This window comes from Nitrospinota bacterium, assembly GCA_009873635.1.
Classification (GTDB): Bacteria; Nitrospinota; Nitrospinia; order Nitrospinales; family VA-1; genus LS-NOB.
The window spans coordinates 37,580-50,687 of record WAHY01000009.1 but is presented as its reverse complement, the minus strand read 5'-3'; the positions used below and the strand labels follow the sequence as shown (position 1 = coordinate 50,687).

General features: G+C 44.7%; 16 protein-coding genes. 6 read left to right on the top strand and 10 right to left on the bottom strand.

Annotated features, from left to right (window positions below):
• The first annotated feature begins 465 nt into the window (after positions 1–465).
• Together F3741_07255 and rpsU are read left to right on the top strand one after the other, a co-directional pair.
• Entirely contained in the window at positions 466–651 is a 186-nt protein-coding gene (locus tag F3741_07255) for a hypothetical protein (GenBank protein MZG30593.1), read from the top strand.
• Between the two features lie 17 nt (positions 652–668).
• On the top strand, positions 669–869 hold the full coding sequence (gene rpsU / locus F3741_07250; protein ID MZG30592.1) for a 30S ribosomal protein S21: 201 nt from the start codon (positions 669–671) through the stop codon (positions 867–869).
• A gap of 102 nt (positions 870–971) precedes the next feature.
• Here the strand turns inward: rpsU and aroE are convergent, their stop codons facing one another.
• From aroE to F3741_07220, 6 genes are all read right to left on the bottom strand, one after another.
• Positions 972–2,441, bottom strand: a complete 1,470-nt coding sequence (aroE, locus tag F3741_07245) for a shikimate dehydrogenase (GenBank protein ID MZG30591.1) — start codon at positions 2,439–2,441, stop codon at positions 972–974.
• 256 nt (positions 2,442–2,697) lie between these two features.
• A complete protein-coding gene (locus F3741_07240; protein ID MZG30590.1) occupies positions 2,698–3,006 on the bottom strand; it encodes a hypothetical protein in 309 nt (102 codons plus the stop codon).
• Positions 3,007–3,023: 17 nt separating this feature from the next.
• Positions 3,024–3,464 carry a hypothetical protein gene (locus F3741_07235; GenBank protein MZG30589.1) on the bottom strand — a complete coding sequence of 147 codons (441 nt, stop codon included), beginning with the start codon at positions 3,462–3,464 and terminating at the stop codon, positions 3,024–3,026.
• Between the two features lie 2 nt (positions 3,465–3,466).
• Positions 3,467–5,305, bottom strand: coding sequence for a flagellar filament capping protein FliD (gene fliD / locus F3741_07230; protein ID MZG30588.1), 1,839 nt, complete (start codon positions 5,303–5,305; stop codon positions 3,467–3,469).
• A 371-nt stretch (positions 5,306–5,676) separates the two neighbouring features.
• Entirely contained in the window at positions 5,677–6,675 is a 999-nt protein-coding gene (locus F3741_07225; GenBank protein MZG30587.1) for a hypothetical protein, read from the bottom strand.
• A 379-nt stretch (positions 6,676–7,054) separates the two neighbouring features.
• Positions 7,055–7,633, bottom strand: a complete 579-nt coding sequence (locus F3741_07220) for a hypothetical protein (GenBank protein ID MZG30586.1) — start codon at positions 7,631–7,633, stop codon at positions 7,055–7,057.
• Positions 7,634–7,769: 136 nt separating this feature from the next.
• Here F3741_07220 and F3741_07215 point away from each other — a divergent pair, with 136 nt between their 5' ends.
• Together F3741_07215 and F3741_07210 are read left to right on the top strand one after the other, a co-directional pair.
• Entirely contained in the window at positions 7,770–8,147 is a 378-nt protein-coding gene (locus tag F3741_07215) for a hypothetical protein (protein MZG30585.1), read from the top strand.
• Positions 8,148–8,536: 389 nt separating this feature from the next.
• Positions 8,537–8,737 (top strand): hypothetical protein, encoded by a 201-nt coding sequence (locus F3741_07210; protein MZG30584.1) that lies wholly within the window; start codon positions 8,537–8,539, stop codon positions 8,735–8,737.
• 257 nt (positions 8,738–8,994) lie between these two features.
• Here the strand turns inward: F3741_07210 and F3741_07205 are convergent, their stop codons facing one another.
• The 4 genes from F3741_07205 to F3741_07190 form a co-directional block, all read right to left on the bottom strand.
• The gene (locus tag F3741_07205) at positions 8,995–10,050 is read right to left on the bottom strand and encodes a sigma-54-dependent Fis family transcriptional regulator (protein MZG30583.1); all 1,056 of its coding nucleotides are present in this window, start codon (positions 10,048–10,050) and stop codon (positions 8,995–8,997) included.
• Between the two features lie 163 nt (positions 10,051–10,213).
• A complete protein-coding gene (locus F3741_07200; protein ID MZG30582.1) occupies positions 10,214–10,609 on the bottom strand; it encodes a cupin domain-containing protein in 396 nt (131 codons plus the stop codon).
• 152 nt (positions 10,610–10,761) lie between these two features.
• Positions 10,762–11,085 (bottom strand): hypothetical protein, encoded by a 324-nt coding sequence (locus tag F3741_07195; protein ID MZG30581.1) that lies wholly within the window; start codon positions 11,083–11,085, stop codon positions 10,762–10,764.
• Positions 11,086–11,087: 2 nt separating this feature from the next.
• Positions 11,088–11,360: a hypothetical protein gene (locus tag F3741_07190; GenBank protein ID MZG30580.1), complete on the bottom strand. Its 273-nt coding sequence runs from the start codon at positions 11,358–11,360 to the stop codon at positions 11,088–11,090.
• Between the two features lie 335 nt (positions 11,361–11,695).
• On the opposite strand from F3741_07190, the gene F3741_07185 reads away from it, so the two are divergent.
• The gene (locus tag F3741_07185) at positions 11,696–12,226 is read left to right on the top strand and encodes a tetratricopeptide repeat protein (protein MZG30579.1); all 531 of its coding nucleotides are present in this window, start codon (positions 11,696–11,698) and stop codon (positions 12,224–12,226) included.
• Between the two features lie 7 nt (positions 12,227–12,233).
• On the top strand, positions 12,234–13,108 hold an 875-nt coding region (locus F3741_07180), incomplete at its 3' end, for a dihydrolipoyl dehydrogenase (GenBank protein ID MZG30578.1).

Below are 13,108 nucleotides of genomic sequence, written 5' to 3'. Positions count from 1 at the left end.
AATTTTGGGAAATGTACTTCCAGAAAATTTGGATAAAGCTTTCCCGATTTTTGAATGGGGTTGAATGGATGCAAGAACTTTTAGAGAACCACAAAAAACCAAAATAATAGGTTAGTTTCAGGCGAGAAACTAGAAGGATTTTACTTACACTATATTTGAACAACCCTTGCTTACTTTATAAGAGTAACATGAGGTCAGAAAATAACCTAAGCTTATATTCATGGGATATTCGCTTGAAGGGCCCTATATAGCCCCTTTTCAAACTTCTTTTGCAGATTAAGATTAATTAATCTGATCTTCCTTGCAATATAGCCCAATCAGAGTATTCTAATGGCATCTTTCCTTCATTCTTTAATTGAAGGCTAAACAGAAAAATACTTTAAAGGTATTTTTTACCACTCCTTTATGGGGTGGTTTTTTTTTGCCTCAAAGAATTGAGGCGAAGAACCTAAGAGAGGTATTTTTATGCATGAGGTCAAGGTATACGACAGTTCCGGAAAATTAAAAAAAATAATATCAGTCAAGGCATTGAACGTGCGTTCTAAAAAACAAATGGAAAACCCATCAATTTTTAAAAGAAATAAAAAGACTAGAAGGATTACTGAAAAACTTACAAAAGGAAATAAACACTCTGCATCTAATAACATTTAAAATCGAGGTATTTATTTTTGCAAATCACCGTTATTGAAAACCAATTAGAAAGAGCATTAAAAGGATTAAAGCGCAGGTTAAATAAAGAAGGGCTTTTTCGAGAACTTAAACGGAGGAGGTTTTACGTAAAACCTTCAGCAAAAAAGAAACTGAAAATAAAAGAAGCCCTCAAAAAAAGAAAAGCTGCGAAACGAAGGGCTAGAAATATTTGGTCTTGAAACCAAAGAGTGGCAGATAGTCTTGCTAAGTTCAACCAATTGCCTTGCTTAGCCGAGTGAAGACATGTCGCATTCTGATCCAAAGGGGACAACAACCAGTTTCTATTCCCCCTCCAGTTTTTTCAGCAATACTTCACGCATGACATCCACAGGGGCAGCCTGGCCCGTCCAAAGCTCGAACTGGCGAGCGGCCTGGTTGACAAACAGTTCATAACCGGGGATGACTTTGCAGCCGACAGATTTTGCCTCGCGCAAAAGCCGAGTCTCCAAAGGGTTGTAAACCGAGTCGAACACCACCATCCCCTCTTTCAAGTCTCTTGCCATAAACGGTGTTTCGTTAACGTTCGGGTTCATGCCAACCGGTGAACAATTGATCAATACATCTATCGGGCGGGTTCCCGCATCTCGCGCATGCACCAGTTCACAACCCAGTTCATTTGCCAGGCTCTCACCACGTTCTTTGTTTTTATTATAGGTGATAGTCAGTTTACCGCCTTTTTCTTTCACACCATACCCAATGGCCTTGGCGGTTCCACCCGAACCAAGTATCAGCACATTTTTCCCATTTAAAGATGTGCATGCTTCCAGGGCGGAAATCGCACCTGAACAATCTGTGTTATAGCCTACCCAGTCCGATCTTTCTTTCACCACTGTATTGACCGCGCCGATTTTCCGGGCCGTTTCATCAACTCTATCGAGCAAAGGCATAATATCTTCTTTAGCAGGCATTGTTACACTCAACCCGTTAAAGAAATGTTTAAAATTATTAAAAAACTTTTCTACATTATCGACCAGGAATGAAACGTAGATATCGGGGGATGACTTTTCCAGAAAAGCATGGTTATGCACCAGGTACCCCATGCTTTTAGAAACAGGGTTGCCGATCACTCCATAAATACTAAACTCAGAACGCTCGGCATTAACCCGGTAAATTTCCTTGAGAGTTTTTGCTGGAATCTGCCCCGGAGCACTTTCCTGTCCCGTTTCAAGACTGCCAAAGGTCAGGAACCCGCCAAACAATGGGGATAGAACCCGGCTTATCTCTCCGAGATCTCCCATGCAGAGACCTATCAACTTTTTATTCTCTCTTTTGGCGCGCTTAAGCAATTCAAACATTTTAAGGTTATCACTTATGTCCCGGGCATAAGTGACGATCTTGACAATTTCCCCTGGCAACTCGCACATGGTTTCATAAAGAGGATTAAAATCTTCCGGGGTGTGCGAGAAGTCGTGATACGAAATAATGGTTCGCGAAGGGTCTCCTTCTTCAAGAAAAGGTTGTAAATATTCTCTGGGAGTAGAGACCTCAATATCTACAAAATCTGCACCAGCATCAAGCGCTTCTCGAAGAGACCGCACTCGGTCTTCATCCGGCCCTTTAAATTGGCCTCCATCAAGTTTTGAGCGATTGGTGACAATAACTGGCAAGCTTACCGAGTCAAGCAACACTTTAAGATCGGGGTTCTCTATCAAATCCAGTCTCAACTCCAGAATATCGGCAAGAGATGAAGCTGAAGCTACCTGCTCCAGGGCTTTGGACATAGACGAGCCAACAATGGGGATACAAATCATAAAAAACCATGAAATATTATTTTCTAAACAAAGGAAGGATCATACCACACCCACTGAGCATGGTGCTAACGAGCAATGGATTAAATTAACAATAAGAGAGTTATAACAGTTAGAGGGTTTAATTCTCTGTGTTTCCCTGCAAAGGGGGGCGTGACGCTTTACTCAAATATAATAACCTGATTGGCTTGGAAATTAGTTGTCGAATTAAGGGTTCATTGATGGATATGGCAAAAATTCCCTTTCCAAGGTGTATATCTTATTTAGCATTTTGCTCAAAATTATCCGGTTTAAACTCAGCAGTTTCAACAGGCCGGGCTTCTGCCTTCTGAGACACTGATTGCGAAGAGTCACCAGGTGGACTGGCCTTAAACATCATTGTGGTGTTGTCTGCTTTGCTTACAACTCTCATGAGCAATTCGGCTGTCCTAGCTTCATTCGAAATACTAACCCGATCCAGTTGCCCCTGAGCCCGTTTGACTGGATTCTTGCTGTTCAGTTCCGCAATACGTTCCTGTCCCTGGTAGGTTTTAAAAATTTTGTTGACAGAAACCATTGATACTTGCATGGTTTTTTTCCTTTCTATTAAACGTTTTTAGAAATATTTGGTTTAGTCCTTTTAGAAACTCCATAACCCTTTAAAAGGGCCTGTCCTTTTTTCACTGCTTTAATCTTTTCCAACACTTCGCTTTTCACGAGACTTAATTTTTCATGACAAATTTTTTCCTGCTCAATGATCTTCTCCAGGTCAGATTCGATGTCTTGAATCAACCCTTCATGTTCACGACCCAGTGATTCGATAATGTTGCTGTCCAGCTCACCGGCCAGATCAGCAATTTTTTTGTCTGTCTCATTGAGTCCGACGATCAGCTCTTCCTTGCCTTCGATAATCGCGCCCAGACCCGACTCATCTTGAGTTTCTACAGCCTTCATTTGCTCACCCATTTTTTCGAGAAGCCTGGAGCAGATTCCCTGCTTATGTTTCAGGAGCTTGATAATTTCTGTTTTATTTTTTTCGATTTTCAAATTCACACCACTGTAATTAAGGTTTGCACTGTGCTTCCCAGGTTTGTGTTTTCAGTTAATTTCCGAAACTTTTCCGCCAGAAATCTGGGTGAATTGGACTCGACCTTGACTTCAGTTTCTTCAAACGCCAATTCGCCCAACTCATCCCTCAAAATAATCTCTAACTGTTCAGCAAGGTTTGGCAGGATTCCGGTTTCAGGATTGGTGAATAAATCAAAAACTTCTGTTGTGTTGGAATTGAGACCTCGACGAAATTCTCTTTCATCCAATTCAAAAGTATTGTCAGAAAGAGTGCGGATACCAATCGCGCCCAGCCTTCTCAAAAGATTGTCACCTCCACTTTGGAAGCCCCTTACAATTCCACTTTTAATGGCCTGGGCCGCAGAAGCGACGGCGACTTCCTGCGCACTGTTTTTTTCAGTATTGGATACCGTAATGCCTGTCGCGAAAGGATTCCCCGGCCGTCCTCTCAAGGTGTCTATACTTTCATTACGTTGATCCAACTCACGCACTCTCGCCTGAGGTCTAAAAGTGAGGTCATTACGAATATCCTGAATGTCTCCATCACGTTTAAAAGTCGGGGAGACTCCAAGAAGGTCATTAATTTTTGTTATAGAGTTATTGAATTGATCAACGAGAGTTTTAATCTGTGAGAAAAACGTTGCGGCATCGATGGAAATATTTATCTGGGCGACCTTTTGTGAAGTGCGTTTAATATCCAGGTCAATATCTTCAATCACACCTGTAAAAACGTTCCTGTCGCCGGGTATTTTCTTCCCGTTCAATTCAATTGTCGCGGTTTGAGGTTCCTGAATCAGGTTGGTTGTCAAATCTTCAGAATCAAACTGAAACTCTTTCTGAACCGGGAAACCTTTAATGTTTAATTCAAAGAAGCCGAGACTCAAAAGCACATTATCGTCATCCCTTAAGTCTATAGAAGTGCTCCCCCCTGCAAGCCCAACCAGAAACAACCGGTTATCTTGAATCAATGCTAAAACTTTTGATTCCTTGCTTCCGCCATCCAGTTGTTCGTTGTTGTTTGCATCCTCATCCGGGTCAATCTCACCATCACCATCCAGGTCTTCTGCGACGAAAACCGCTGGCACAAATTCTAGATTCTCCGTTTGAATGACATCCAAGGTTCCGTTGTTGTTGAAATCTTCAGATTTATCAAGAATCCCGTTTCGGTTCAGGTCTTCTCCAAAATTGATTTTATTTTTCAGTTCAAATATTGAATCGGTGGCTTCAACTGTAATTTTTGTGCCATTGATGAAGAAACTGCCTGTCAGGCCCAGGGCACCAAGAGGAGTGGATTGTTCATCGGAAGCCAGGACCGCAGCCTGCGACAACCTAACCGGAGTAACCCGAAATTTATCCTGCGGTGCATCTTTTCCTGCCACAGCCTGTACCAGTTCTGACCGGCTGGAAGATGCACTCTTGGGATTCAGCGCATCGTCTTCAAGTAAATTGGCAACTGTCTGGTCAAGGTTTTTCAGGGAAATGGAAAGGTCGCCCAGTTGTCGAAGTTTGACCTGGGTAAATCTCTCATTTTTTACCAGATCTTCCACGATCGGGACTTTTCTGATATCAGACTGGCGTGACAGCAAAGAAATAGCATCTACAACACGAAAAGCAGCCAGAGGGCCCGTTGCCTCCAAATGCGGGACCTTCCTTTTATTGATAAAAACAGAATCAAACAGGATTTCCCGTTTAATTTCCGTGGGGCTGCCAGACTGGTTTATGGTGTCTCGGGCAAGACGAATATTCAGGTCATTACTGGTCGAACGGGTGGAATTGAGAGGGAAAAACGTGGAATTGACGTTATTGAGGACCTGCACGATTTTTTTCCGGTCTGGCGCAAAAAACGCGTCACGCCATTAAAGTGTTTAGTCGAAATTGTCGATAAACACATCAAGATGGAATCGTGCTGTTAAACCGGAAAAAATTAAAAAACGCCCGCCTCGTTGGTGCCGTGAGCTGTCACCTCGGACGGACTTTCGCCATAAGGCCAAAGGCCGAATCGACATGACAAGGGCCCAAAAAGGGCTTCAAGTTAAAAACCGAACCTTCGAGAATTATTGGACCAGGCCGCAAACCATGCCAATATTTTTCGAGATCCTTTCTTTGCGATGGGGTTATCCCGGTTCTAGCTTGTCTCCTCTTGATGAGTTCCTTGTTAAAGCCCTATCACGTTGCTGACGGGGCGGTTCGTTTATATTAGATCACTGATATTCTGTCCGCGCTCGGTTTCTACAGCCGACGCATCAGACTCATCTCTCAATTCTGAAGGCCGGGGACCTCGTAACGGATTTATGTCCAAACCTTCCTGTATCGGTTCTTCTTGAGTTTCTATGGGTTCGATAGTCTGATCTGGAGTTTCAATCGCCGGTTCATTTCTTAGTCTCTCAGCTTCTTCCGCCTCATTTGCTTCATTTACCAGTTCTTGAACTCTTGGGTTTTGTACGGATACCCTGTTACCCTGTAATTCCTCTCTGGCAGATTCTTCAGGACTGGGGAGCTCAGGGTCTATTGTTTCTCTAAAACTTTCCTGGTCCTGAACTGCCGAAGCATTTCGTGCCAGATCACGGATACTGGGTTCTTCTCTCAATCGACTGGTCAGATCGTCTTGCCCTTGAGCCTCAAGCGCATCTTCTCCTCCCCTTTGAACCGCTTCCTGCACACTGTCTATCTGTGCGCCGTTTCGGAATTCATCAATCCGATCCGGGTTTGAAATATCATTGCCAAGCCTAAAACCTTCTTCCAGGCGCTCATCCGTGTCTTGAACAAAGCCCTCTGAAACCCTTGCCAATTCGTTGCCTCCCGCAGGTCCCTGACTCCTGGGGTTACGAAATTCACTACGTGCATCATTTGATACTTCCTGCCGGTTGGCCTGAAGTTCACGTCGTTCAGCTTCAGCTATATCCTCTTGTTGTTCTTGCTGATTTTCGCGTTCGGTGGGATTTTGAGATTCCTCTTCAATTCGCTGGGGCGCCCCTTGGGAAATCTCTATGCGGGACTCTAAACTTGCTACCTCATTAACAGGTTGACGCTCCGTTTCTGCCTGGGTTTCTTCAGGGTCGTTAAGTTCTTCCCGTTGTTCGTCCGCTAATCGCCTTTCTAAAAAAGAAGCGTCTCGGCTGGCTTCACGCAACCCCTGGAATGCGCTGGTATTTCTTGACTGATCTAAAGGAAAATTTACACCCTCGGCCATGACTTCCCCCTTGTCAAAGTTTTTCCAAATTTCTTGGCCCAATCCCTGGGGGGTTTCACACCTGACAACCTTGCCTTCACTCTCAGAAAACTCAATTCTTTACTAAAGTTTCAGATTTTTTTTCGCTAAGAGATAAGACCAGAAAGAATCCATTTCCTGCAAAAATTTGCAATAATAATTACCTCTGTATCCAGTGGACAGAGGCCTTCGGCTCACTTATCGGCTAAATTTCCTCAAACTTTAGCCTAAACCTGGCTTTTTTTAAAAAAAAATCGGTCCCTTACCGTCTGTTGACCCAAGACTCTGAAAACCCAACTAAAGCTTTAAATATCAAATCCTTGGAATCTCTCTCTGAAAATATTGCAGGCCCCCCTTTTTATCAAATTTCGATATTTAAGAGCACTTTTTGCCATTCCTCATAGAAAGGCACCATTTCATATTCCAGCAAATCTGCCATTAAAACCCAGTCTTGATTCTTGTTGGCCTCAAGCATTTGACCCATCAGTTCGTTCAATTTTTTTTGTCGTTCTTCCAGACTTTGACCATCTAGAACATGTTGCTGGGCATTAATGATCGTTAGAACAACCTGAGAGAACCAGTCGATTCCATCAATTATTTGCAGGTAAAACTTATTGGCCTCCTGCTCATTACCCATGCGAAACAGGTCTGCGGCCTTTTGAAAACCAGGAATCAGTTTTTCAAGATATTCTTTCGCATTTGACAAGTTATTGGCCAGGAGATCCTTCAACTGCGCTAACTCCAACTCCAGCAAATCAACCGTTGCAGAAGAAGTTTTTAAAGTATCCGGGGTACTGGAGGAAACTTCCTGCCCATCCAGCCAGATTCTTCTCACATAAGAATCCTGACGCGATTTTAATATCGCGTTCAGCACTTCTTCCAGAGTTTCTCCCTTGAAAGAAGGGTCTTCCGTTTCAGTTCCATTGATGGAAATTTTCATTGATTCTCCTCAAATAAAATCCATGGTAATTCTAATCCGTAAGCATTGCAATAAGCAGTATGTTTTTGCCTTTATTGACAAGCAGATGGAATGGGCTTATCTTGAAATGGATACCCAAAAATCATGAGGAACAAAAATGGTCGATCCTGTAAGTGGTGAAACGTTCAACCAGTTGCTGAATACCATCAATAGGAATCGGTCCGGCTTAAGAGACTCTTTAGAACGTATTTCTTCTGGACGAAAACTGAATCGTGCCGGGACAAACCCCGCCGCAAGCGCAATATCCGCTCAGTTGAGGTCCGACATAAGTGCCCTGACACAATCTGTCAGTAATGTAGAATCGGGAGCAAACTTTATCCGTACTGCCGAAGGCGGACTGGCTGGAGTTGCCGACCTGGTCAATCGGGGACGGGAGCTGGCCATACAATCCAGTAATGGAACCTTGAATGACTCCCAGAGACAGGCATTGAACCAGGAGTTTGGCCAAATTAAAAATGAAATTGATCGCAAGTGAATCCAGCCTTACCGACGAGGATATTGCTGAAGAGGTCAGTAACCTGCAGCAGGGATTGCTCAGGTTTGAAACATCGATCCGTTCCCTGGCATCACAACTGCAAAACGAACAAAATCGTTCCCGCCTGCTTGATTTCACTATCTAACCACTAGGCGTGCCAGCGTGACGCTGGACCCAGATTCAATAACAGGTTGGGGTGATAACGGATCAACTCGGCTAATACAGTAGAAGCACTATTTCTTGGGTTAAGAATACCTAGGTGGTGGGGTTTACAGTTGGCAGGAAAAGGAGGCTTGACCCCCCCAGCCTGAAATGATATTAAATACTCTCCCTTAGAATTTTATAAATATCGTTAAACATTATTTCAGTTGAATTTGGAGAACAACTTAATGGAAGTCAATGAAATAAGAGTAGAGATTAGAAAACATCACGTGACTCCCGGGGTCAATGTCCTGGACCTTGTTATTGACGCAAATGGGGAACAAATCCGCAGGCAGACCCAGCACAAAGATGAGGACAAGGCCTTTGAAAAGTTTGTAAAGGATATTACAAAAGTGGCACAAGAGCTTGCCAACGCCCGAATCGAATAGCCCACTTGCGTGGGTATGCAGACAGGTAAAAACCCATTACGCTGAAAACATCGTTTCTCGCCAAAAAAAGTAATACTCCCTGCCTCTACGGCTAGTAGCCGGGCCACGCCCGGTGGGAAATTGGCAACAGCCCATCATGCAAAAAACAACTTTTCTCGCCAGAGAAAATGTAGTCCGTCGTCTCCACAACAACAGCACATCAAATCGAGAACAATTTGAGCCAGTTCAACCCAGCAATTGCCCATTGCCTCCGGCGGTTACGCCGGCGGGTTGGTGATTTTCAGTTTTTTGAGTTTTTCAACCAGGGTGGTACGGTTGAGATTCAATAAAGCCGCGGCCTTGTTTTTAACCCAACCGGTTTTTTCCAGTGCTTCGACAAGAAGCTCTTTCTCGAAATCTTCTACAAGTTTTTTCAGGTTGATGCCTTCATCAGGAATGCCGACATGAAAGGATTGCTTTAAGGACTGTTGCAGAATCTGGGCGGGATTTCCCTCAGGCTCAGGTCCTTTTTCAAGAGGAACCCATTTATCTTTTGGGACTTCACCCAACACTTTTTCCGGTAAATCCCTCGGAGTGATAGTGGACCCAACGCTCAACACAGTCATACGTTCAACGAAGTTGGCCAACTCACGAATGTTTCCCGGCCAGGTGTAGTTGACCAATACATTCATCGCCTCATCGCCAATGGTCTTCTGACTACCTGATCCATTGAACTGCTTCAGAAAGTGGTTGGCCAGAAGCGGTATGTCTGTTTTCCGCTCCCTTAAAGGAGGAAGGTTTAGAGGAATAATATTGAGCCTGTAATACAGGTCCTCCCGGAACCGGCCTTCCTCGATAGCCGTTTCCAGGTTCTGGTGTGTGGCTGTAATCACACGGATATCGATCGGCGTGGATTTGGTGCTGCCTATCCGGTCAATTTCCCTTTCCGCCAGGACCCTCAACAACTTCACCTGCAAGGTCGGCGGCATATCACCTATTTCATCGAGGAAAATGGTTCCTTGATTAGCCAGTTCCATCCTGCCAATACGAGTATTCACCGCCCCTGTGAACGCACCTTTTTCATATCCAAATAGCTCACTCTCTAATAAATCGTGAGGAATTGCGGCGCAGTTGACGGCTATGAACGGTTTCGATGCTCGAGGACTGTTCAGGTGCAACGCCCTGGCAATCAGCTCTTTCCCCGTTCCACTTTCACCATAAATCATAACAGTGCTTTGAGAGGCCGCCGCACGGGAAACTATGTCAAAAACCTCACGAATTTGCGGGCTTTCTCCAACAATCCCCAGACTTTCTGTGTCGAATTTTGCGCTCATAATGAGAGCCATTATACGCAAAACCATAAAACTGTCAAGATTTTCAATAGCTTATAATGATCTCCGGGAGGGCGAAAAACGTCAAACATTTAGCATTCAGCTAATTCAAAAACCCCTCAAAATCAATCGATTTTGACGGATAGTTTGACGCATGACGAATTTCTCAGGAGTCGTAGGGCACAACATTCTCGTGTTCATTGGGGTCATTGCGTGAAACAATGGCCAGGGCCGGTTCATTGTCCGACAAATTCACCGGTTTATGCGGTACCCCGGGGGGAATGAAAACAAAGTCGCCTTCTTCGTTGATGACCGATTCTTTCAGGTTTTCTCCAAAACGGGTTTCCACTCTGCCCTTAAGCAAATAGATCGCCGTCTCAAAATCTTTATGGTAATGCGCTTTTGGGGAACCACCCGGAGGAATGACCACCAGGTTCATTGAAAGTCCAACCGCTCCTGCTGTTTCAGTGGAAATACCGACATAGTAGGGAAGGTTTTGTTTTGTCGCTATGGATTCATCCGGCCTCACGGTCACCACTTTTTTATTTAAGTCCAAACTCATAGACACCTCATGGAAAATATTAAAAGTATTCCGAGAAAGAACTCATACAGTATACCGACTATCGTGGGAAAACAAAAAACAAGGGCTTGATTTGACCGAGAAATTAATTCAACACTGAATAAAGAATTACGATTTCCTACAGAAATTCGCAGCTATATCTCAATATAAAGGCCATCTTCTTCAACGGAAACTTTATAGGTGGGGGTGGTGTCGGACCTGTTGAATTTACAATAACCTTTTTTTATATTCCATCCGCATTCCTCTTTACAGCAAAAGGCAAACATTCCCCTCAACACACCCTTACCCAGACTGCCTTCGCAGCAACGGCAAAGGTCTGTGAGACAATAAAACCTGCCCTCGACCTGGAACAGGGCAAGGACATAGTCGATCTCCGTGTAGTCGTGTTTGAAGTGAATTTGTTTTCCGGTTCCTTCCGGCGGCACATCGGCGAGCTCTGAAACTTTACATTTCGACATGATCAATCCTGAGGCAGGTAAGGGCCGTAACGGTCACGATAATATTTTTCCAGATCCCAGCGGAATTTTCCTTTCAGGTGAGGGAGTTCTTCCGCAACCTTGTGGTCATACGCGACATAGTCCTGCGATTTTTTCTCGGTCTCCTCTTCCCTTTTGACATTGGGGTCCAGGTAGGAGTCGCCCAGCGCCGAAGTCCCTACAATGAGGTTCTGGCCTCGTTTGATCCACCGGCCCAACATGAGCCTTTCTTCATCTGTTCCTGGTTCTATAGGCATAACAACATTTCTTTCAAGGAAAACAAAATTACTGAATTTATTACCCCCTACCCTCTTATCAGGGAAATTATAGTAAAAGGCCCAACGATATTCGACTCCTTTCCGGGTATCGGCCTATTGCCCCTGCGGTGAGCAGTTGCATTGTGAGGGGGCAATAAGGTAGCATAAGTACCAATCCATTTTCAATTTTGTCGTTAACAGACTTAAGGGAATCTCTAAATACTGCCTTCAGCCATGAGCGACCCTTATGAAATAAAGGGTCGCGAGTTGCTACAAAGAAGAATCATCGAATTATTAGAGGTCCTCTTAAATTTCAGGAAGGTTAGAGGTTAAACATGTCGTCAGAACAACAAACAGAAAAAACCGCGGAAGAATATTTCAAAGATGGCCTGGCATTCAGCAAGCTCGGGGATGACCGCAGAACTTTTGAATCCTATAAAAAATGTATTGAGCTGGATCCGGATCATTTTCTGGCCCATTTCAATATTGGGATACGCTACGGGAAACTGCGCATGAATCTTGAGGCCAGTAAATCCTTTCGGGAAGCATTGCGCCTGAAACCGGAAGCCCCGATGGTCCATTACAGCCTGGCTGTTGTCAGCAATCTTATTGGTGAGATGGATGAGGCATTCAAACATTATAAAGAGGCCTTGCGTATCAACCCTGATTTTGGCAGGGCCCACAGCAATATTGCCATGCTCTATTATGGGATCAAGTCCGGCAAGGAGACCATTCACCATCTTGCCAGAGCCGCGGAGCTCTTCAAAGAAACCGGCGATGAGTTTATGGAAAAAAATGCCCGAGACCTCATTGAGGAATGCGGAAGAGAATTTAATCTGACCCCTGAAGACTGCAAAACCCTCTGAAGCTTTTATGGACTTCGATGTCGCGATCATAGGCGGAGGGTCTGCGGGCTATGCTTCAGCCTCTACCGCCCAGTCGCTGGGCGCCCGGGTTGCCATTGTTGACCCGGGTCCTTTAGGCGGATTATGCATCCTCAAGGGTTGCATGCCGACTAAAACGATCCTGCGTTCTTCAGATATCATGTCGCTGATGCGCCGTGCTGAAGAGTTCGGCTTACAGCCTGCTATCCCAAATGCCAGGCTTTCCGCCATCAATGATCGAAAAAATAAAATCATTAAAGATTTTGCTGACTACCGTATTGGGCAGTTGAACAACCCCCGCTTCACCCTCTTCCAGGAAAAAGCGGCGTTCATCTCACCCCATGAAATTTCCATCGGAAACCAAACCCTCAAGGCAAAGTCGTTCATCATCGCCACCGGCTCCGTTATAGCAGACTACCCGATACCTGGACTGGAAGAGACGGGGTTCATCACCAGCGATGATGTTTTAGACATGCGCGAAGCTCCAGAGTCGATCATTGTAATGGGCGCGGGAGCGGTAGCCGTGGAACTGGCCCAGTTTTTATTACGGATAGGTGTCAAAGTTACGCTGTTGCAGCGAAGCCCTCATATTCTATCAAAAGGGGATGAAGACCTGGCACGACCGGTTGAATCCAGGTTTCGTGAAGAAGGCATGGAGCTTTATACCGGCACAAAAATTCTTCAGGCGGAAAAAGCAGCAGAAGGTGCATTGGTTTCTTTCGAGCATGAAGGACAAAAAAAGCAGGTTCGCGCCCAAGTCATCCTGCAGGCTTTGGGGAGAAGGCCCAATATAGATGGTCTTCAACTGGAATCTGCTCAAGTTGAAACCCTGAAAGGTAGAATTCCGGTAGACTCTGAAATGAT